Source organism: Bradyrhizobium sp. CCBAU 53421 (assembly GCF_015291625.1).
GTDB lineage: Bacteria > Pseudomonadota > Alphaproteobacteria > Rhizobiales > Xanthobacteraceae > Bradyrhizobium.
In genome coordinates, this window is sequence record NZ_CP030047.1 from 2,027,901 (window position 1) to 2,047,477 (window position 19,577).

Below are 19,577 nucleotides of genomic sequence, written 5' to 3' on the forward strand. Positions count from 1 at the left end.
CCTCGAATGATATTGGGATAAGGGATGCGCGAGCAGCGCGCGTCCATGGCCGATTTCTTAAGGAATGCTTCGATGCGCGTCCAAGCCAAACGCTGTATCGAGCGATGCACAATCTGCATCAATCGCCGCGCAGATGCGGGGCCGCGATTTCGCTTGCGATCTCGATCAGGGACGGCAGCAGCTGGTTCTCCTGATCGCGCCGCCACACCATGAACAGCTCGACCGGCACCGGCGTGCGCAGCTTCAGCGGCTTCAGCCGGACGTCGGATATCTTCAGGCTGGCGGCGGCCTCCGGCACGATCGCGACGCCGAGCCCGGCGCGCACCATCGCGAGGATCGAGTGGATCTGGCTGAGATGCTGGACATAGCGCGGCAGCACGTCGGCGCGCGTGAACAGCGACACCAGTAGGTCGTGGAAGTAGCGCGCCTCATAGGGCGAATACATCACGAAGGGCTGGTCGTCGAAATCCTTGATGGTGACGGTCTCGGCCGAAGCCAGCGGATGCTTCTTCGGGATCGCGGCGAGCAGCGGTTCGGCGACGACGCGCCGGCTGGCGAATTCGGGCCGCGCGATCGGCGGGCGCAGCAGGCCGGCATCGATCTGGCCTGTGGTGAGCGCCTCGAACTGATCGCCGGAGACCATCTCCTTCAGGGAAAAATCGACTTCGGGCAGACGGGAGCGGGCGGCTGCGATCAAATCGGGCAGGAAGCCGTAGGCGGCGGCCGCCGTGAAGCCGATCTTGAGCGAGCCGGTCTTGCCGAGCGCGATGCGGCGGGCGACCTGCGAGGCGGACTCGGCCAGTTTGAGGATGCGCCGTGCCTCGGGCAGGAAACTGCGTCCCGCCGGGGTCAGCCGCACCGAACGGCTGGTGCGTTCCAAGAGCGGCGCGTCGATGATGTGCTCGAGCACCTGGATCTGCCGGCTCAGCGGCGGCTGCGTCATGTTGAGCCGCGCCGCGGCGCGGCCGAAGTGCAATTCCTCGGCCACCGTAACGAAACAGCGGAGCTGGTTCAGGTCGAACATCGATGCTAGCCTGGAATGGATCGATCGAGGATTTGTCCGTTCTAGCATCGATGCCTCCCACTGGCCAAGAAGACAAACAAGCAGACAAAGACGGCGGCCGAGGCCGCCGTTTGGTTGTTTGCTCCCTCTCCCCGTTCTTACGGGGAGAGGGTTGGGGTGAGGGGCTCTCTCTGCGCAACGGCCGCCTCAATTTACAGGCGCGATCCGAACGAGTCGGAAGGACTGTCTTTGCGGAGACGTGTTGCTTCGCCCCTCACCCGAAATTCGCTGTGCGAATTTCGACCTCTCCCCGCGGAAGGGCGGGGAGAGGTTAAGCGCGTTCAGGCCTGGCTCAGGCCGCCTTCAGCTGCACCCGCTTGATCTCGCCGACGATGAACAGATAGGCGATCGCCGCGACCAGCGCGTTGGCGCCGACGAACACCAGCGCGCCGTTGAACGAGCCGGTGGCGGCGAGGATGTAGCCGATGATGATCGGCGTGGTGATCGAGGACAGATTGCCGAAGGTGTTGAACAAGCCGCCGGAGACGCCGCCGGCTTCCTTCGGCGAGGTGTCGGAGACGACGGCCCAGCCGAGCGCGCCGATGCCCTTGCCGAAGAAGGCGAGCGCCATGAAGCCGACCACCAGCGCCTGGCCGTCGACGTAGTTGCAGGCGATGATCGCCATCGACAGCAGCATGCCGCCGACGATCGGGATCTTGCGCGCCAAGGTCAGCGAGCCGGTGCGGCGCAGCAGGTAGTCCGAGATCACGCCGCCAAGCACACCGCCGATGAAGCCGCACAGCGCCGGCAAGGTCGCGACGAAGCCGGCCTGCAGGATCGAGAGCCCGCGCTCCTTCACCAGGTAGACCGGGAACCAGGTCAGGAAGAAGTAGGTCAGGGTGTTGATGCAGTACTGGCCGATATAGACGCCGAGCATCATGCGGTTGGCGAGCAGCTGGCGGATATGGCCCCAGCCGGGGCCGCTGTCCTCCGTCTTGCCGGCCTTCGCGGCATCCATGTCGACCAGCGCGCCGCCCTGCTTGATGTAGTCGAACTCGGCCTCGTTGATTCCAGGATGGTCCTTCGGCTCGTAGATCGTCTTGATCCAGGCAATGCCCATGACGATGCCGAGCCCGCCCATCACGTAGAACACGTGGCGCCAGCCGTATTCGTGCGCGATCCAGCCCATCAGTGGGGCGAAGATCACTGTCGCGAAATACTGCCCGGAATTGAAGAACGCCGATGCGGTGCCGCGCTCATTGCCGGGGAACCAGGCCGCGACGATGCGGGCATTGGCCGGGAACGACGGCGCTTCGGCGAATCCGACCAGAAAGCGCAAGGCGAACAGCAGCACCACGGCTGCGCCTGCGGAGAGGAACCCGACCAGGCCCTGCATCGCGGTGAAGATCGACCAGACGATGATGCTGATCGCATAGACCCATTTGGAGCCGTAGCGGTCGAGCAGCCAGCCGCACGGCACCTGCGCGATCACGTAGGACCAACCGAACGCCGAGAACACGTAACCCATCGCGACGGGGTCGAGATGCAGTTCCTTGGAGAGGGCAGGGCCGGCGATCGAGAGCGTGGCGCGATCGGCGTAGTTCACGGTGGTGACGAGAAACAGCATCGTCACGATCAACAGCCGGACGCGGGATCGCCGCGCGTCCGTGGCGGACACAATTGCGCTCATTCGCGCCTCCTCGAATATTTCCTCGAGGTCTGTCCTAGAGAGATGACGGCAATCGGTCCAAGCCGAAACGGGTATTGATCCATACCGATTTTGAATGGATCGGCCCGGTGCGATGCCACCTTCGCCGGCGTGTGGACGCCAGCTACATACATCGACGTCATCCTGAGGTGCGAACCTTGCGATGCAGTCGCATCGCAAGGTGAAGCCTCGAAGGATGAGCCACGGGCGTTCGCGGCCCATCCTTCGAGGCTCGCTGCGCTCGCACCTCAGGATGACGCCTTGCCAAGATTGACAATTAATGTACTATAAGTACAGTTATTGAGGGCGCAGCGTTGCGCCCTGCCGATCGAGGTCGAATGCGCATGACCACGTCACGCGACTATGAGGTATTCGAGGCAGGCAGGGTGACCTTGCAAGGCGGCGCCGTGTTTCCGCAGCTTGCGCTCGCCTACAAGACCTACGGCACGCTGAACGCGGCCAGGGATAACGTCATCCTCTATCCGACGTCGTTCGCCGCGCAGCATTACGACATCGAATGGCTGGTGCAGCCGGGTGGGGCGCTCGATCCCGAGCGCTACTTCATCATCATCGCGAATCTGTTCGGCAACGGCCTGTCGTCCTCGCCGTCGAATTCGAGCGAGGTGCTCGGCGGCGCACCGTTTCCCGCCTTTACCTTTTATGATGCGATCGCCATCCAGCGGCGGTTGCTGGTCGAGCGGTTCGGCGTGACGAAGCTCGCGCTGGTCTATGGCTGGTCGATGGGCGGTATGCAGGCGTATCACTGGGCGGCACGCTACCCCGACATGGTGGAGCGTGCGGCCGTGGTCTGCGGCAGCGCAAGGTGCTCGCCGTACAACCATGTCTTCCTCGAAGGTGTGAAGGCCGCCCTGACCACCGATCCGGCCTACCAGGATGGCCGCTTCGTCACCAAGCCGACAGGGGGCCTTCGCGCGATGGGGCGCGTCTACGCCGGCTGGGCGATGTCGCACGAGTTCTTTCGTGAGGAAGCCTGGCGCGGGGCCGGCTTCAATTCGTTGGAGGATTATCTCGCGGGAACGTGGGACGGTGCCTTCGCGCGGCGCGATGCGAACAATCTGCTGGCGCAGATCGCGATCTGGCAGGCTGGCGACATCAGCCGTTGCGACGAATTCGGCGGCGACTTCGACCGGGCGCTGGCCGCGATCAAGGCGCACATCCTGCTGATGCCCGGTCGCACCGACCGATATTTCGATCAGCGCGACAACGCGGGCGAGCTTGGCCGCCTGGTCAATGCCCGCTCCGCGGCGCTGCACGCGATCCCCTCGATCCATGGGCACCGGGCCGGCAATCCCATCAACAACGCCGAAGACCGCGCCCTCATCAACGCCGAAATCTCGGCGCTCCTGCAACGCTGACAGGTGAGACGACCATGAGCACCGCGGAGACCAGTAATGCCGGACCTCGCCTGAAGCCGCTCAGCCCGCTGACCTTGCGCGACCTGTCGACCAAGTCGAATCTTGCCGGCGCGGTGCGCGCGGCAAGCCATTACGGGATGATCGTTGTGGTCGGCGCGCTGATCTGCTTGGTCGCGTCCCGCCATGGTCTCGTGTGGGCGCTGCCGCTGATTGCCATCCAGGGGTACTTCGTCGCGTTCCTGTTCATGGTGGTGCATGAGACCGCGCACAAGACGGCGTTCAGCAGTCATGCGCTCAATCTCGTCGTCGGCAATCTGTCCGCCTTCATGATCGGATTGCCGTACCAATATTACTGTCTGTTTCACTGGGACCATCACCGCTACACCCAGGATCCTGCGAGGGACCCGGAGCTGATCGTCGGTCCCAAGCCGGCGTCGGACACCCAGCTCGCGATTGCCTATTCGGGACTATTGCAGGTATTGGTCCGCATTCGGTTGATGTTCCGGCACGCACTCACCGGAACTGTGGTCGTGCCGTGGATTCCGGAGCACAAGCGCGCCGTGATCGTGCTGGAGGCAAGGCTCTATCTAGCCGGTTATCTGCTGTTGCTGGTGGCGTCGCTCGCGCTGCACAGTGCGATCCTGCTCTGGGTCTGGATCGTGCCGCTGCTCGCCGGTCAGCTCATCCTGCGCCCGTATCTTTACGCAGAGCACACCGGTTGCGAGCAGACGCGGAGTGCATTCGAGAACACGCGCACCACGATGACGGGCCGGATCATGAAATGGTTCGCCTGGAACATGCCCTATCATGTCGAGCACCATGCCTATCCGACGGTGCCGTTCCATGCGTTGCCAAAGCTGAACGCCATCGTCGATGGCCACATCGTGTATCGCGGCCGCAATTACCGCGCCGTGACGCGCGAGACCTGGGCCTGGTTCCGCCGTCAGCGGCAACACTCCGTTTGATGTTCACGCCTCCGCGTGCGGCCGCAGCACCAGATTGACGAGGTTGCGGGCATAGGCCGGCGTCAGCGGCTTGATGCCGAAGACATAGCGATAGAACAGGCTGCCGTAGATCGCGTCATAGATGTCGCCGGGCACGCCAGGTGCGCCGATGCTGCCGTCCTTCTGGCCGGCGGCGATGATCTCCAGCATCCTGGCGCGACGAAGGCCGAGGTAGCGCTCGTAGAACAATTCCGCCGTGCCGGTCTGCGAGATGCACTCCGAGATCACCGCGAGCTGCACCCGTCCGAACTCGCCCTGCAGCGCCTCGACATAGGTCGCGACATGGCGGCGGATGCGGGCCACCGGATTGCCCGCCTCGGGCAGCGGCACCGCCCGCGAGGCCTGGTCGAGGAAGGCATCGATCAACAGCGCCTCGCGCGATGGCCACCACTTGTAGATCGTCATCTTCGAGACGTTGGAGTGCTTGGCGATCGCGTCGATGGTGGTGGCGGCAAGGCCGGTGGTCGCCATCAGCGTATAGGCGCTGTGCAGGATTGCGGCCGTGGTCGCGGCAGAGCGTGGCCGGCCGCGCCGCCCGGTTGCCGTATCCTCCGTCTCCGCCTTGCCGCTCGCCATCGCCGGGTTTCGAATCCTGCGTACTTGAATCATTGCGCTGCCTGCGGACATAGCATGAAATCGTGTGTGGTTTCAGATCGTCGTCGCCGCTGATACGGTACACCCGCCAGCGAAGGCTCAGCTCAACTGCTCATCGAACAGGAGTATCCCGTGAAGGCCGTCTACAGTGATCTGCACCGCAGCCATGATCCGCAGTTCTTCCTGGTCCGCGGTGTGGTCCAGCGCACCACCGAGCAGCCAGAGCGCGCCGATCGCCTGCTGGCGGGCTTGAAGGCCGGCAAGCACACGCTGATCGAGCCGACCAAATTCGGGCAGGGTCCGCGGGCGCGGGTGCACAGTCCGGAATATCTGAGCTTCCTCGCCGATGCCTGGGACGAATGGACGGCGCTCGGCAATGCCGGGCCGGAGATGATCGCGAACATCCACCCGGTGCGTAACGCCGGCACCTATCCCACCCACATCGTAGGCAAGCTCGGCTGGCACACGGTCGACACCGCAGCGCCGATCGGACCCGGCACCTGGGCCGGCGCCTGCGCCTCCAGCGACGTCGCGGTCACCGCCGCGCAGATGGTGCTCGACGGCGAGGACGCCGTCTACGCGCTGTGCCGTCCGCCCGGCCATCACGCCTATCGCGATCTCGCCGGCGGCTTCTGCTTCCTGAACAACAGCGCGATCGCGGCCGAGCATCTGCGCCAGAAGCACGAACGCGTCGCGATCCTCGATGTCGACGTGCATCACGGCAACGGCACCCAGGGCATCTTCTACGAGCGGGGCGATGTCTTCACCGTCTCGATCCACGCCGATCCGTCGTTCTTCTATCCGTTCGTCTGGGGCTATGCGCATGAGCGCGGCGCCGGAGCAGGCCTCGGCACCAATCTCAACATTCCCCTCGCCAAGGGCACCGGCGACGACGACTACATCAAGGCGCTCGCGGCGGCCGAGAAGGCGATCCGTTCCTTTGCGCCGACCGCGCTCGTGGTCGCGCTCGGGCTCGACGCCTCCGAGAAGGACCCGCTCGCGGGCCTTGCCGTCACCACCGACGGCTTCCGCCGGATCGGAGAGGCGCTTGCCCGGTTCGGCCTGCCGACGGTGCTGGTGCAGGAGGGCGGCTATCTCTCCGACATCCTCGGTGCCAATCTGACGGCGGTGCTCGGCGGATTCGAAGCCGCGCGCTAGCGTGGCTTCGAATGAAATGGTGACCGGTCTGCGTGAGGAAAGCCTGTCAAAACAACGATCTGGAGCATCGGTTTTGATCGATCAGGACCGATGCCCCAGCCGTGCGCGGCACAACAAGGCGTCGTGGATTTGCGCCTTTGCAACCAAAGCCGGATCAAGCCGTTGGTATCCGGTGCTGGCTTATGATCCTGCCCGGCGGCATTGGCCGCCCGGGCAGGCTGCAACGCGAGGACGGCTATGAGCGATCTGCTTCGTATCGCCATCGTCGGGTTCGGGGAGATCGCGTGCCGGCAGCACGTGCCTGCGATCGCGAAGACATCAGGCGCCGCGCTGGTCGCGGTGGCCGATCCGGCCAAGAGCCCATCCGGCCTGCCGCATTTCCGCGACTTGCAGGAGTTGTTGCGCGACGGGCCGGAGATCGATGCCGTCGCGCTGTGCACACCGCCGCAGGCACGCCACGCGCAGGCCGCGGCGGCGCTCGCCGCCGGCAAGCATGTGCTGCTGGAGAAGCCGCCCGGGTCTACGGTCAGCGAGCTCACGCCGTTGATCGCGGCCGCGCAAGAGGCGGGCCGGACGTTGTTTGCGACATGGCACTCGCGCTACGCGCCCGCGGTTGGGCCGGCGCGGAAATTGCTCGCCGGCCGTACGATCAACAAGGTGACCATCGTCTGGAAGGAGGACGTCCGCGTCTGGCATCCCGGCCAGGCCTGGATATTCGAGGCCGGTGGCTTCGGCGTATTCGATCCCGGCATCAATGCGCTGTCGATCCTGACAGAAATTCTGCCGCGACCGATCTTTGTGAGGAGCGCGATGTTGGACGTTCCTTCCAACCGGGAGGCGCCAATTGCTGCAGCAGTCGAGCTGTCCGATGAGAACGGTCTGCAGATCCACGCCGAATTCGATTTTCGCCAGGCCGGGCCGCCGAGCTGGGATATCCTGTGCGAGACCGAGTCCGGGCCGGTGACCTTGTCGAAAGGCGGACGGCAGCTGCGCGACGGCAACAGGTTGGTGGTCGATGCCACGGATGAGGAATATCCCGCGCTGTACCGCCGCTTCGTCGCGCTGACGTCGGACGGAAAATCCGAGGTCGACCTTGCGCCCTTGCGGCTCGTCGCCGATAGCTTCATGCTGGGGCGACGACGCCTCGTCGAGGCGTTCGGGGACTGACAATGACATCAGCCAGCATTGCGCGCGCGCCCTTCGGCAGATTGCACGACGGCACAGTGATCGAGCGCGTGACGCTGCGCGGCGAACACGGCTTTGAGGCCAGCGTCCTTCCTTTCGGCGCCACGCTGCAGGCGCTGCTCGCGCCGGATCGCGGCGGGCAATGCGACGACGTTGTGCTTGGCCACGACGAATTCGACGGCTATCTCGCGCAGCGCAAATTCTTCGGCGCAACGATCGGGCGCTACGCCAACCGGATCGCCGCCGCGCGCTTCGTGCTCGATGGCGAGACGGTGAAACTCGACGCCAACAACGGCCCCAACGCGCTGCATGGCGGGCCACAGGGGTTTGATCGCAAGCTGTGGCGGGTTGTCGAGCTCACCGATGAACCGGGGCCGACGCTGGTGCTGGAGCGCGAAAGCCCGCATGGCGAAGAGGGCTATCCGGGCAATCTTCAGACCCGGGTGACCTATCGCCTGCGCGATCCGATGGAACTCGCGGTCACCTATGAGGCGACCACCGACCGGCCGACATACGTCAACCTCACCAATCACAGCTTCTTCAATCTCGACGGCGCGCGCTCGGGCAGGCAGATCCTCGATCATCGGCTCACGATCGCGTCCGACCATTTCCTCGCGGTCGACGCCACGGCGATCCCGTTGCCGGGCCCGCCGCAGCCGGTCGACGGCACGCCGTTCGACTTCCGCAAGCCCACCGCGATCGGCGCGCGGATCAGGATGAATGGCGAGCAGCTGCGGCTCGGGCGCGGCTATGATCACAATTTCTGCTTGGCCTCGGGGACCGGCGTTCGCTTCGCCGCGCGGCTCGAGGCGCCGCACAGCGGCCGCGTGATGGAGCTGTTCACCGATCAGCCGGGACTGCAATTCTATTCCGGCAATTTCCTCGACGGCTCGACCGCCGGCAAGGGCGATCGGCTGTATCGTCAATCCGACGCGCTCTGTCTCGAGCCGCATGCCTGGCCGGATACGCCGAACCGGCCCGACTTCCCGTCGGCGCGGCTCGATCCCGGGCAGGTCTATCGCCGCACCGCGATCTATTGCTTCTCGACCCTGTGAGTGATGCCATGACCGACCGTGCCGCCGAGCCGCTGATCGAACAGGTGCCGACATCGGTGCTGTCAGCCGAGCGCTGTCATCTCGGCGAGGGCCCGACCTATGACGCGGCGACCGACACCGCATGGTGGTTCGACATCCGCGAGCACCGGCTGTTCGAGCATCGTTTTGCAAGCGGCCGCACCGTCATTCACACGCTGCCGAAAATGGCGAGCGCGCTGGCGCGGATCGATGGCGAGCGGCAGCTGATCCTGACCGAGGACGGGCTTTACGTCAGGCAGGTCGCCGGCGGAGGCCTGGAGCGGTTCGCCGCACTCGAAGCCGACAATCCGGCGACGCGCTCCAACGATGCGCGCGTGCATCCGTCCGGCACCTTCTGGCTCGGCACGATGGGGCGTCAGGCCGAGCAGGGCGCCGGCGCGATCTACGCGCTGCACCGCGGCCGCATCACGCGGCTCTATCCCGGAATCACGATCCCGAATGCGATCTGCTTTTCGCCCGCCGGCGACGTTGGCTATTTTGCCGATACCGCAGCCAATGTGCTGCATCGCGTGCCGCTCGATCCATCGACCGGACTGCCGACCGGCGAGCCGATCGACTTGATCAGACATCAAGGCCCCGGCGGGATCGACGGCGCGGTCGTCGATGCCGATGGACTGATCTGGAACGCGCGTTGGGGCGCTGGCTGCGTCGATGTCTACGATCCCAGCGGCCGACATTTGCGCTCGCTGAAGGTTCCGGCGAAGCAATCGAGCTGCCCGGCGTTTGTCGGCCGCGATTTCTCGCGCGTGCTGGTCACCTCGGCCTGGCAGGACATGGACGAGGCGCAACGCGCGGCCGATCCCGGCCATGGTCAAACCTTTCTGCTCGATGCTGCGGCGCGCGGCCGTGCCGAGCCTGACGTGAAACTGTCCTGATCCAGGCTTGCCGGCGCCTTGTTGACGTGACCTGAATATTTGGACGATAGTACAAATATGGTCCGCAAGCCCGCGAAGTCCGACGTGAAGGCCGACGCCAAGGTCGCCAGCACCCGCAAGCCGAACATGCGCGAGGCGATCCTCGCCGCGGCGGAGGAGCTGTTCTCGACCTACGGCTTCAACGCCGTCTCGGTCCGCGACATCGCGCAGGCAGCCGGCGCCAATCCCGGCAGCGTGACCTATCACTTCAAGACCAAGGACGGCCTGCTGCTGGAGATCTATCGGCGGCATTGCGGCCCGATGAACCGGCGGCGCTCGGAGCTGTTGGCGGCGGCGCGGCGGGTGCGCGATCTGCAGGACCGGCTCGAGGCGATCGTGCGCGCCTATGTGCTGCCGGCCTTCACCTCGGGCAGCGATCTCGCCGGCGGCGGAACGCGGTTCACGCGGCTGCGCGCGATCATGTCGGCCGAAGGCAACGAGGTCGTGCGCAAGATCATCGCGCAGACGTTCGACGACACCAGCCATGCCTTCATCGACGCGATCCATGAAAGCCTGCCGCATATTCCGCGTACCGATCTGGTCTGGCGCGGTCACTTCCTGCTCGGCGCGCTCTACTACACGCTGGTGACGCCGGAGCGTGTCACGCGCCTGTCGCGCGGCTGCGCCGACGGCACCGATGCCGGCCATGCCATCGAGGAGCTGGTGCGCGCGACCGTCGCTGCGCTGCAGGCCGCGCCGCTCGATCAAGCGCCGCCCGCTCCGCGCAAGGCGCCGGGCACAAATCCAGGGCGAGCACTGACCTGAACCAGCGGAGTTCGTCGCCATGGAGAAACTTCGGCTGCGCACGGTGCTTGGCGATCACCCGCATATCCAGGCGGTGAAGAGCGGTGAGTTGCGCTCGGAGCTGTTCGACCTCGACTTCACCGAGTTCACGCCGACCAACGCCGCGTTCAAGCCGATGGTGCGTGAGCAGGCGTTCGAGGTCTGCGAGATGGCGATCGTGACCTATCTGATGGCGAGGGCGCACGGCAAGCCGCTGGTGTTGCTGCCGGCAGCGATGGTCGGCCGCTTCCAGCATGGCTACGCGCTCTATCGCGCCGACCGCGGCACGCTCACGCCCGCGGATCTCGAAGGCAAGCGGGTCGGCATCCGCTCGTTCACCACCACGACGGGCGCATGGATGCGCGGCATCCTTGCCAACGATCACGGCGTGAACCTCGACCGCATCGACTGGGTCACGTTCGAGGGTCCACATGTCGCCGAATATGTCGACCGCACCGAACGGGCCCCGAAGGGCAGGGCCATCATCGAAATGCTCAAGGACGGCGAGCTCGATGCCGTGCTGGGCGAGACCTCGAACGATCCGGCGCTCAAGCCGTTGTTCGCCGACCCGGCGGCGGAGGCGGCGCGGTGGTACGCGCAGCATCGTATCGTGCCGGTCAATCATCTGGTGGTGGTGACGAGGCAGCTTGCGACATCGCGGCCCGACGTGGTGCGGAGCCTCTATGAACTGCTCAAGCGCAGCAAGGCAGAGGCCGGTTCCGCTGATGTGCCGGACCCGCTGCCGTTCGGTGTCGATGCCAACCGCAGGCCGCTCGAATTGATGATCGACTATTGTGTCCAGCAGGCATTGATCCCCCGGCGCGTCACGGTCGACGAATTGTTCGACGACACAACACGGGACTTGAACTGATGGCAATCTCCAGCGATCCGCGGCAATGGCAGATCGGCATGCTCGGCTATGGCGAGGTCGGCCGCATCCTTGCCGAAGACCTGCGCAAGCAGGACATGAAGGTCGTTGCCTACGACATCAAGCTCGACCGCGAGCAGGGCGCGCCGCTCCGCGCGCATGCGGCAGAGACCGGCGTCGCGCTCGCACAGTCCCATGCCGATCTCGCGGCGCGGGCCGATTTCATCATCTCGGCGGTGACGGCGAGCCAGGCGGTGCCGGTCGCCGAAGCCTGCGCGCCTGCGATCCGGGCACGGCGCCTGGTTTCTCGATTTCAACTCGGCCTCGCCCGGTGCCAAGCAGCGCGCGGCGGCGCATATCGACGGTGCCGGCGGCCGCTATGTCGAGGGCGCGGTGATGACCTCGCTGCCGCCGTACCGGATCAAGGTGCCGCTGCTGCTCGGCGGCCATGGCGCGCGGGAACTGGCGCCGCAGCTGGTCGCGCTCGGCTTCGCGGCGAAGGTCGCGAGCGATGAGCTTGGGGTGTCCTCGGCGATCAAGATGTGCCGCAGCATCATGATCAAGGGGCTGGAAGCCATGGTGATCGAGAGCTTCACCACGGCGCGCGCCTACGGCGTCGAGGATGCGGTGCTGGCCTCGCTCAAGGAGACCTTTCCCGGCATCGATTGGGAGAAGCAGGGCGCCTATTTCTTTCAGCGGGTGATCGAGCACGGCCGGCGGCGTGCCGAGGAGGTGCGCGAAGCGGCGGAGACCGTGCGCGAGGCCCACCTGACGCCGTGGTCTGCCTCCGGCACCGCCGAGCGGCAGGGCTGGATCGCCGATCTCGCCGATGAGGGCGTGTTCGGGGTCAGGGGCACGCCGGACTTCGCCCGCAGCGCCGATTGGCGCACCGAGGCCGACCGGATTCTTGCGCGCATCAAACCCTGAAATCGCGCGCGGAGAATCCGCCGCGTTCCCTGCCGGCGCGCAATGCGCTATTGCTCCGTGAACAGTTTTGTTCTGGAGGCACTCCCATGAAGAATTCCGGCAAGGTCGTCGCCATCACCGGCGCGGCGCGCGGCATCGGCAAGGCTTGCGCGGCGCGCTTCCTGGCCGATGGCGCCAGGGTCGTCATCTCCGATGTCGACGCCGCCGGGCTCGTCCACACCGCCCAGGAACTCGGACATGAGGATCGGTTGCGGGCGCTCGAGGCCGATGTCAGCAAGCGCGCCGACGTCGATCGCATCGTGGCCACGGCGGTGAAGGAATTCGGCCGGCTCGACGTCATGGTCAACAATGCCGGTGTCGCGCGCAACCGCGACTTCCTCGACATCAGCGAGGCCGAGTTCGACGACGTGATGGGGATCAACCTCAAGGGCGCGTTCTTCGGCGTCCAGGCCGCGGCGCGCCAGATGATCGCGCAGGGCGGTGGCGGCGTCGTCATCAACATGTCCTCGGTCAACGCGCTGCTCGCGATCCCCTCGCTTGCGACCTATGCGATGTCCAAGGGCGCGATGAAGCAGCTCACTTCGGTGGCGGCCGTCGCGCTGGCGCCGCACGGCATTCGCGTGGTGGCGGTCGGGCCCGGCACGATCCTGACCGAGATGGTGGCGACGGCGATCTTCTCGTCGGAGGACGCGCGGCGCAGCGTGCTGTCGCGCACCCCGGCCGGCCGCTGTGGCGAGCCGAGCGAGGTCGCTGCCGTCGTGGCATTCCTCGCCAGCAACGATGCCTCCTACATCACCGGCCAGACCATCTATCCCGACGGCGGCCGATTGATCCTCAACTACACGGTGCCGGTCAGCGAGAAGTAGGGCGCTGCCGGGAGCATCACCAGTCGGAACCGGATCGAAAGCACGTCCCCTCTCCCGCTTGCGGGGGGGGGGGTAGGGCGGGCTGCCAAAATATCGAAAACAACCCCATGCACAGTAGCCGCCGGTGGCCGGCGTCCGACGGGGACCTTGACACGTCGGGCAACTCAGAGATATTCTTCTAATATTCAGAAATCGTGCAACAGCCATCCGGGGGTCATCACCCGCGCATGCGGGTGATCCAGTATTCCAGAGGCGGCTGTGCTTGAGCCGATGGGCCGCGGCGTACTGGATCGCCCGGTTGAACCGGGCGATGACAGCTGAGGATGAGGACGCCGCTACCGGCCCTGGAACCGCGGCTTGCGCTTTTCCATGAAGGCGTTGCGGCCTTCGCGGAAATCCGCGCTGTCCATGCAGTCGATGCCGATCTGCTTGATCGCAGCCATGTCGCGATCGGCGGGATCCTTCAGCACCTGCGCGATGGTGATCTTGGCGGCCTTGATCGCCAGCGGCGCGTTGCCCGAAATGGTGCGCGCGATCTCCATGGTCGCATCCCAGAGCTCGGCCTCCGGCAGCACGCGATCGACGAGCCCGATCCGCAGCGCTTCCGCGGAGTCGATCCGCATGCCCGTATACATGATCAGCCGCGCCCAGGACGGGCCGACCAGCGACACCAGATGGCGCAGCCCGTCATAGCCATAGGCGATGCCGAGCTTGGCCGCGGGAATGCCGAATTGCCCGCTGGCGCCGGACATGCGGATATCGGTCAGCATCGCGACCTGCATGCCGCCGCCGAGACAGAAGCCGCGGATGCAGGCGATGGTCGGCTTCGGGTAGTCGGCGAGCAAGGCACGCTGGGCGGCACTGCGCCGCGAATATTCCTCGGAGGCTTGCGCGTTGTGGCGGGTCTTCTCGAACTGGCTGATATCGGCGCCGGACACGAAAGCCTTGTCGCCGGCGCCGACCAGGATCACGACCCGAACGGCCGGATCGTCGCGCAAGGCGGTCAGCGCCTCGCCGAGCCCTTGCCACATCTCCAGTGACATCGCATTGCGCTTGTCGGGATTGTTGAAGGTGATGACGCCGACGCCGTCGACCACGCTTTGCAGGATCTTGCCGTCGGCAAGCGACTTGTCTGAGATGTTTGGCATAGGAGGATCCGGTCTGATTTCGGCCAGGGGTGGCATCAAGAGGCTGGCATCAAAAGGCCAGGCATCAAGGTTGAGGATGGCATCGAGGCTAGCACCCGGTTGCGAGACCGGGCAGGCGGTTTAGGGCACGGCGCGATTGCAACGCCGTGCGGCAACTCTCCCGGTAGTTGTACGGCTCGCAAAATAAACTGCCGTGTAAGGGTTGCGCCCTAGACTGCGCCGCCCGCGCTCCGTCCCGGCTTAACGCTTTCCTAGTCTTTCGACGGTACGACTGTACGCACCTGCGCGCCAGGACCGTTCCACGACGCGCTGGGATGCGGTGCCGCAGCGTCTCCCGCTGCCATCGCATCGGTAACGGACGTCCCCCCATCGCACCGGCAGGGAAGCCGGTCACCCCCGACCTCCGTGCACTCACATCGCCTCGGGCGAGGTTCAGTCGTGTCCGTCGAGAAGTTTCTCAAGCAACGCGCGGTCAGGATCACGGTCAACGGCAGCTACACGCTGCCGAACTGGTACGATGCGCAGGGCAAGCTGCGCACCTTCGCCTGCCGCACCACGCGCGTGTCGCCGTTCCGCATGATCGTGGACGTGCCGGTCGTCGGCAAGGTCGGCGACCGGCTGACCTCGTATTTCGAGGAGTTCGGCAAGTTCGAGGGCTGCATCACCGACACGATGAGCGGCAGCTTCCTGCTCGAGCTCGAGATGACGCGTGCGATGCGCGAGAAGTTCGCCGACAAGCTGACCTGGATCGAGAAGAAGCAAAAGGATCCGAGCGTCCGCGAGGCGCGCAACAACCCGCGCTTCGTTCCCGTCGCGCCGCACGCCATGCTGACGCTGGCGGACGGCACCATGCGGAGCTGCTTCATCATCGACATGTCGCTGTCGGGCGCGGCGGTATCCTCCGAGGTGCAGCCGCCGGTCGGCATGCCGCTGGCGATCGGCGCCTGCGTCGGCCGCGTGGTCCGGCATCTGCCGAACGGCTTCGCCATCAAGTTCGTCGAGACCTACAAGCAGGGCGATCTCGGCCGCCTCATCGCGCGCAAGTCCAAGGAGCTGCAACTGGTGTCAGCCGCTCCGTTGCCTAGCTAGGGCGAGTACTCACAAATCTGATGCGTGCGGGGATAGCGAGGTCCGAGTTCCCCTCCAGAGCAGACATCGACGGACGCCTAAGTGAATGTCCGCAAAGGGCCATAACCGGCTGTGAGCAATCGCAGCAACGAGGCTTCTCTAGTCGATCACCTCGTCGGCGTGCGCAAGCAGCGTAGGCGGCATCTGGAGGCCGAGCGCCTTGGCAGCTTTCAAATTGATGATCAACTCGAAGTCTGCTGCGTACTCGACCGGAATGTCAGCCGGCTGTGCCCCTTTCAGTATCCTGTCCACTAGCGCCGCGGATTGCCGAAACATGCGCGAAAGATTTGGTCCATAATACATCAGACCTCCGTCGGTTACGAACCGTTTGTGCCAAGACATGGCAGGTAGTCGGTTTTTTGCAGCAAGCTCCGCAATCGTGCGGCAGTGAATGGCGGTCAATACGCCAGAGAAGACAAGTAATGCGGTAGCTCGTTCACGGGCCATCTCCTCAAAGGCGGGAGCGATTTCGTTGGCATTCCCGATTCTCACTGTCTTGAATGTCACGCCGAGAGAGCGTGCAACCTCCTCTGTCTCTTGCATCTGTTTGGCATGCGTGGGCCCGGTGGCGCTTGAGAGAATGGCGACCGGCGATTTAACGCCGACGGCGTCTACGAGATACCTTAGGCGTTTGGCGCTTAGGCCAGGAACGACCTCATCGAGGCCAGTAATCGTTCTGCCCGGACGCTCCATGCTCGCCGCGAGCCCGTTGCCCACAAAATCGCCGGCAGCCGCAACTACGATCGGTGTGTTTGCTGCTGCATTCTTCGTGACCAGTGCCGAAGGTATGCTGGCGGTAACGATGACATTGACTTTGGCGGCGATCAGCTCACCGACGAGTACCGGGAGTCGCTCCGAACTACCATCCGCGTACCTTTGCTCGATCTGGAGATTCCTGTTCTCTTCATAACCAAGGTCCCGCAGTCCCCTTCGGAGCGCGCCAAGATTGATCGCTGCGGCGGTCTTGGTACCGATCGATAAAAAGCCCACGCGCTTCATTCGGTCACCTCATGAAAGGTTAGGAGGGCGAGGAGGATATCAATTCTTCTAGCCGCGGGCACTTCCGACTACATCCTGCGTCGCAACACGTAGGCAAAAGCCCAAGACGGCTTTGGGTCAAAATGCGAAAAACTCAACGTGAGCAATTCCAGTCCGCTGTGCCCCATTGACCGGACCTCAAGGAGGCGTGCCCCGACTTCGCTGATGGGCCATGAACGGACATGCCCCGCGTGGCTTGTGGTTTATGATACGATGCGGCAGCTTACCAGCCATCGGCACGAAGGCGCGATCCTACGTGCGCATCCTTTGTCACAAGGGAGCTTGTGCATGTCAGCGGAAACCCCGGACGTGCGTCAGGTGCAAGGGTACTGCGGTCTTTGTATCGCCCGCTGCGGTACCGTCGCGACATTGACGGATGGCAGATTTACGCGCCTCGATCCCGATCCGACGCACCCGACCGGCGCGGCAATCTGCGCAAAGGGTCGCGCAGCTCCTGAGCTGGTGTACCACAAGGACAGGCTGACCAGACCGCTGCGTCGAACACGACCGAAAGGCGATGCCGATCCGGGGTGGGAGGAAATTTCATGGAATGCGGCGCTCGATCAGATCGCCGCTGCGATGCGTTGCATCGCCGAGCAGCATGGACCAGAGGCGGTAGCTTTTAGCCAACCGTCCAGTTCAACAACCGCTATCGTGGACTCGACTGCCTATATCCGGAGACTGATGAACGCATTTGGCACGCCGAATTTGGTGTATGCGTTCGACCTGTGTGGCTGGGGCCGTGCGATTGCGACGCGCTATGTCTTTGGCGTTGGCACAGTTGGCATCGCAAGCAGCGGCGCGATGCCTGACATCGCCGAATCCGGGTGCCTTATCCTGTGGGGCTATAATCCCTCATTTTCGCGCATCACTCACGCTACAGCGACGGTCGCTGGCCTGAAACGCGGAATGAAGCTGATCGTGATCGATCCACGCAATGTCGGGCTGGCCAACAAGGCCGATGTCTGGTTGCGCGTGCGCCCAGGAACAGACGGCGCGCTCGCACTAGGTCTGGCCAATGTCATGATCGAGCGAGGTTGGTACGATCAGGAGTTTGTGCGCGCGTGGAGTAACGGACCTCTTTTGGTGCGCTCGGATACCGATAGGTTGCTGAGGGCAAACGAGCTGGCTTCCGGCGGAAGCCCAGACCAATTTGTCGCCTGGGATTCATCGGCCAATCGCACCGTTAGCTATGATCCGGCGGCCGGCCGCTACGAGACGACCGCCGGGCCTTTTGCTCTGCGCGGCGAGTTTACGGTCGCGACCATACACGGCGCCATCGGTTGCCGGCCCGTTTTCGATCACTATGCAGAGTTGTGCAAGACCTATTCGCCCGAGGTGATTGAGCGCACCTGCTGGATTCCGGCGAGCCAATTGGAGCAGGCTGCACGCATCATCGGGCACGCCAGGCCTGTCTCCTACTATGCCTGGAGCGGGCACGAGCATCACGCCAACAGCACGGAGACTGCGCGGGCCATGGCCATGCTCTATGCGCTGACGGGTAGCTTCGATGCGCCCGGCGGCAATGTGCTACTGCCAGCCGTGCCAGCCGGGTCGATCACCGGAGAAGACTTGCCTGCAGCAAAGCGGCTGGTTCCCGCAATCGGACTTGTCGAACGCCCGCTGGGACCGGCGCGCTTGAACAATGTCTCCGCCCGAGACTTTTACGACGCCGTGCTGGAGGGCACTCCTTATCCCGTGCGCGGACTCATCGGGTTCGGCAATAATCTACTGCTTGCACAGGGCGATCCCGTTCGCGGACGGGCCGCGCTCGCCGCGCTCGATTTTTACGCACATGCTGATCTGTTCATGACGCCCACGGCCGCGCTTGCCGATATCGTGCTTCCCGTGGCGTCCTGCTTCGAACGCGAGGCTCTCAAAATCGGATTTGAGATCAGCGCAGATGCTCAATCGCACGTACAGCTTCGGCAAGCGATTGTTGAGCCGCAAGGCGAGGCGCGTTCCGACACAGATATCATCTTTGGCCTCGCCACGCGCCTTGGCTTCGGCGAGCAATTCTGGGATGGCAACGTCGATGCCAGCTACCGGCAGCAGCTCGGTCCGAGCGGTTTTACCGTGGAGCAGCTTCGCGCGCAGCCGGCTGGATTGCGGAAGCCGCTGACGATGCGATACCGCAAACACGCCGGCAGCGAGAGCAAGGGAAACCCGTGTGGCTTTCCAACGCCTTCGCGGAAAATTGAATTCTGGTCCGAGACCTTCCTCGATCGTGGTTATTCAGCCATGCCGGACTTCGTCGAGCCGCCAATCGGCCCTGTCGCTCGCCCTGACCTGGCCGCAGCTTTCCCTTTGATCCTGACTTGCGCCAAACCCAGTCTGTTTTGTCAGACTCAACATCGTGCGCTGCCGAGCCTGCGCAAGCGTGCATTGCACCCCGAGATCGAGCTGAATCCCGCGACTGCCGCGGCTCGCGGGATCAAGAACGGAGACTGGGTTGACTTGCGGACCCCTGCAGGCGCAATGCGCGCCAGGGCGCGCTTCAGCGACCAACTCGATCCACGTGTCGTCGTCGGCGAACACGGTTGGTGGCAAGGTTGTGATGAACTGGGGATTGCGGGTTCCGATCCGTTCGCGGCGAACGGCACCAACTTCAACTTGACGGTTGATGCCGCAGTGCGAGATCCCGTCAGCGGCACGCCAGCCCATCGCTCCAATCTTTGCGAAGTTCGGCTAGTGGCTGAAGAGCCTGTAGGGCGCGCAATTCAACTGTCCGGTAAAAGCTAAGCTACGCGACCGGCAGCCAAGTCCGCTTCGGGTCAAGAGGC

16 protein-coding genes and 1 pseudogene are annotated in these 19,577 nt (G+C 64.4%); 12 read left to right on the forward strand and 5 right to left on the reverse strand.

Features of this window, described 5'->3' with window-relative positions:
* Positions 1-118: 118 nt before the first annotated feature.
* Together XH92_RS09595 and XH92_RS09600 are read right to left on the reverse strand one after the other, a co-directional pair.
* On the reverse strand, positions 119-1,024 hold the full coding sequence (locus XH92_RS09595) for a LysR substrate-binding domain-containing protein (protein ID WP_194458999.1): 906 nt from the start codon (positions 1,022-1,024) through the stop codon (positions 119-121).
* Positions 1,025-1,355: 331 nt separating this feature from the next.
* Complete coding sequence (locus XH92_RS09600; protein WP_194459000.1) at positions 1,356-2,693, reverse strand: MFS transporter; 1,338 nt, start codon at positions 2,691-2,693, stop codon at positions 1,356-1,358.
* Positions 2,694-3,055: 362 nt separating this feature from the next.
* On the opposite strand from XH92_RS09600, the gene XH92_RS09605 reads away from it, so the two are divergent.
* The gene (locus tag XH92_RS09605) at positions 3,056-4,087 is read left to right on the forward strand and encodes an alpha/beta fold hydrolase (RefSeq protein WP_194459001.1); all 1,032 of its coding nucleotides are present in this window, start codon (positions 3,056-3,058) and stop codon (positions 4,085-4,087) included.
* 14 nt (positions 4,088-4,101) lie between these two features.
* The gene (locus XH92_RS09610) at positions 4,102-5,052 is read left to right on the forward strand and encodes a fatty acid desaturase (RefSeq protein ID WP_194459002.1); all 951 of its coding nucleotides are present in this window, start codon (positions 4,102-4,104) and stop codon (positions 5,050-5,052) included.
* A gap of 3 nt (positions 5,053-5,055) precedes the next feature.
* Here XH92_RS09610 and XH92_RS09615 read toward each other — a convergent pair whose 3' ends face one another.
* Entirely contained in the window at positions 5,056-5,667 is a 612-nt protein-coding gene (locus tag XH92_RS09615; RefSeq protein WP_194459003.1) for a TetR/AcrR family transcriptional regulator, read from the reverse strand.
* 150 nt (positions 5,668-5,817) lie between these two features.
* Here XH92_RS09615 and XH92_RS09620 point away from each other — a divergent pair, with 150 nt between their 5' ends.
* From XH92_RS09620 to XH92_RS09655, 8 genes and pseudogenes are all read left to right on the forward strand, one after another.
* The gene (locus XH92_RS09620; RefSeq protein WP_194459004.1) at positions 5,818-6,843 is read left to right on the forward strand and encodes a histone deacetylase family protein; all 1,026 of its coding nucleotides are present in this window, start codon (positions 5,818-5,820) and stop codon (positions 6,841-6,843) included.
* A 237-nt stretch (positions 6,844-7,080) separates the two neighbouring features.
* Positions 7,081-8,010 carry a Gfo/Idh/MocA family protein gene (locus tag XH92_RS09625; RefSeq protein WP_194459005.1) on the forward strand — a complete coding sequence of 310 codons (930 nt, stop codon included), beginning with the start codon at positions 7,081-7,083 and terminating at the stop codon, positions 8,008-8,010.
* Positions 8,011-8,012: 2 nt separating this feature from the next.
* Positions 8,013-9,083, forward strand: coding sequence for an aldose epimerase family protein (locus tag XH92_RS09630; RefSeq protein WP_194459006.1), 1,071 nt, complete (start codon positions 8,013-8,015; stop codon positions 9,081-9,083).
* A gap of 35 nt (positions 9,084-9,118) precedes the next feature.
* A complete protein-coding gene (locus tag XH92_RS09635) occupies positions 9,119-9,997 on the forward strand; it encodes an SMP-30/gluconolactonase/LRE family protein (RefSeq protein WP_194461191.1) in 879 nt (292 codons plus the stop codon).
* Between the two features lie 57 nt (positions 9,998-10,054).
* Complete coding sequence (locus XH92_RS09640; protein WP_194459007.1) at positions 10,055-10,801, forward strand: TetR/AcrR family transcriptional regulator; 747 nt, start codon at positions 10,055-10,057, stop codon at positions 10,799-10,801.
* Between the two features lie 19 nt (positions 10,802-10,820).
* A complete protein-coding gene (locus tag XH92_RS09645) occupies positions 10,821-11,690 on the forward strand; it encodes an ABC transporter substrate-binding protein (protein ID WP_194459008.1) in 870 nt (289 codons plus the stop codon).
* Positions 11,690-12,614, forward strand: a pseudogene (locus tag XH92_RS09650) (DUF1932 domain-containing protein). The gene XH92_RS09645 and the pseudogene XH92_RS09650 overlap by 1 nt, the downstream one beginning before the upstream one ends.
* A gap of 86 nt (positions 12,615-12,700) precedes the next feature.
* The gene (locus tag XH92_RS09655) at positions 12,701-13,480 is read left to right on the forward strand and encodes an SDR family NAD(P)-dependent oxidoreductase (RefSeq protein WP_194459009.1); all 780 of its coding nucleotides are present in this window, start codon (positions 12,701-12,703) and stop codon (positions 13,478-13,480) included.
* A 335-nt stretch (positions 13,481-13,815) separates the two neighbouring features.
* Here XH92_RS09655 and XH92_RS09660 read toward each other — a convergent pair whose 3' ends face one another.
* Positions 13,816-14,628 carry an enoyl-CoA hydratase gene (locus XH92_RS09660; protein ID WP_194459010.1) on the reverse strand — a complete coding sequence of 271 codons (813 nt, stop codon included), beginning with the start codon at positions 14,626-14,628 and terminating at the stop codon, positions 13,816-13,818.
* 438 nt (positions 14,629-15,066) lie between these two features.
* Between XH92_RS09660 and XH92_RS09665 the strand changes: the two genes are divergently transcribed.
* Positions 15,067-15,717: a PilZ domain-containing protein gene (locus XH92_RS09665; RefSeq protein ID WP_194459011.1), complete on the forward strand. Its 651-nt coding sequence runs from the start codon at positions 15,067-15,069 to the stop codon at positions 15,715-15,717.
* Between the two features lie 138 nt (positions 15,718-15,855).
* Here the strand turns inward: XH92_RS09665 and XH92_RS09670 are convergent, their stop codons facing one another.
* Positions 15,856-16,755: an ABC transporter substrate-binding protein gene (locus XH92_RS09670; RefSeq protein ID WP_194459012.1), complete on the reverse strand. Its 900-nt coding sequence runs from the start codon at positions 16,753-16,755 to the stop codon at positions 15,856-15,858.
* Positions 16,756-17,082: 327 nt separating this feature from the next.
* On the opposite strand from XH92_RS09670, the gene XH92_RS09675 reads away from it, so the two are divergent.
* Positions 17,083-19,536, forward strand: a complete 2,454-nt coding sequence (locus tag XH92_RS09675) for a molybdopterin-dependent oxidoreductase (protein ID WP_194459013.1) — start codon at positions 17,083-17,085, stop codon at positions 19,534-19,536.
* Positions 19,537-19,577 lie beyond the last annotated feature (41 nt).

What these genes read in the sequence shown, in the direction of transcription:
- XH92_RS09595 (WP_194458999.1), bottom strand. Translation starts at nt 1,024, where the DNA reads ATGTTCGACCTGAACCAGCTCCGCTGTTTCGTTACGGTGGCCGAGGAA.
- XH92_RS09600 (WP_194459000.1), bottom strand. Translation starts at nt 2,693, where the DNA reads ATGAGCGCAATTGTGTCCGCCACGGACGCGCGGCGATCCCGCGTCCGG.
- XH92_RS09605 (WP_194459001.1), top strand. Translation starts at nt 3,056, where the DNA reads ATGACCACGTCACGCGACTATGAGGTATTCGAGGCAGGCAGGGTGACC.
- XH92_RS09610 (WP_194459002.1), top strand. Translation starts at nt 4,102, where the DNA reads ATGAGCACCGCGGAGACCAGTAATGCCGGACCTCGCCTGAAGCCGCTC.
- XH92_RS09615 (WP_194459003.1), bottom strand. Translation starts at nt 5,667, where the DNA reads ATGGCGAGCGGCAAGGCGGAGACGGAGGATACGGCAACCGGGCGGCGC.
- XH92_RS09625 (WP_194459005.1), top strand. Translation starts at nt 7,081, where the DNA reads ATGAGCGATCTGCTTCGTATCGCCATCGTCGGGTTCGGGGAGATCGCG.
- XH92_RS09630 (WP_194459006.1), top strand. Translation starts at nt 8,013, where the DNA reads ATGACATCAGCCAGCATTGCGCGCGCGCCCTTCGGCAGATTGCACGAC.
- XH92_RS09640 (WP_194459007.1), top strand. Translation starts at nt 10,055, where the DNA reads ATGGTCCGCAAGCCCGCGAAGTCCGACGTGAAGGCCGACGCCAAGGTC.
- XH92_RS09645 (WP_194459008.1), top strand. Translation starts at nt 10,821, where the DNA reads ATGGAGAAACTTCGGCTGCGCACGGTGCTTGGCGATCACCCGCATATC.
- XH92_RS09655 (WP_194459009.1), top strand. Translation starts at nt 12,701, where the DNA reads ATGAAGAATTCCGGCAAGGTCGTCGCCATCACCGGCGCGGCGCGCGGC.
- XH92_RS09660 (WP_194459010.1), bottom strand. Translation starts at nt 14,628, where the DNA reads ATGCCAAACATCTCAGACAAGTCGCTTGCCGACGGCAAGATCCTGCAA.
- XH92_RS09670 (WP_194459012.1), bottom strand. Translation starts at nt 16,755, where the DNA reads ATGAAGCGCGTGGGCTTTTTATCGATCGGTACCAAGACCGCCGCAGCG.
- XH92_RS09675 (WP_194459013.1), top strand. Translation starts at nt 17,083, where the DNA reads ATGTCAGCGGAAACCCCGGACGTGCGTCAGGTGCAAGGGTACTGCGGT.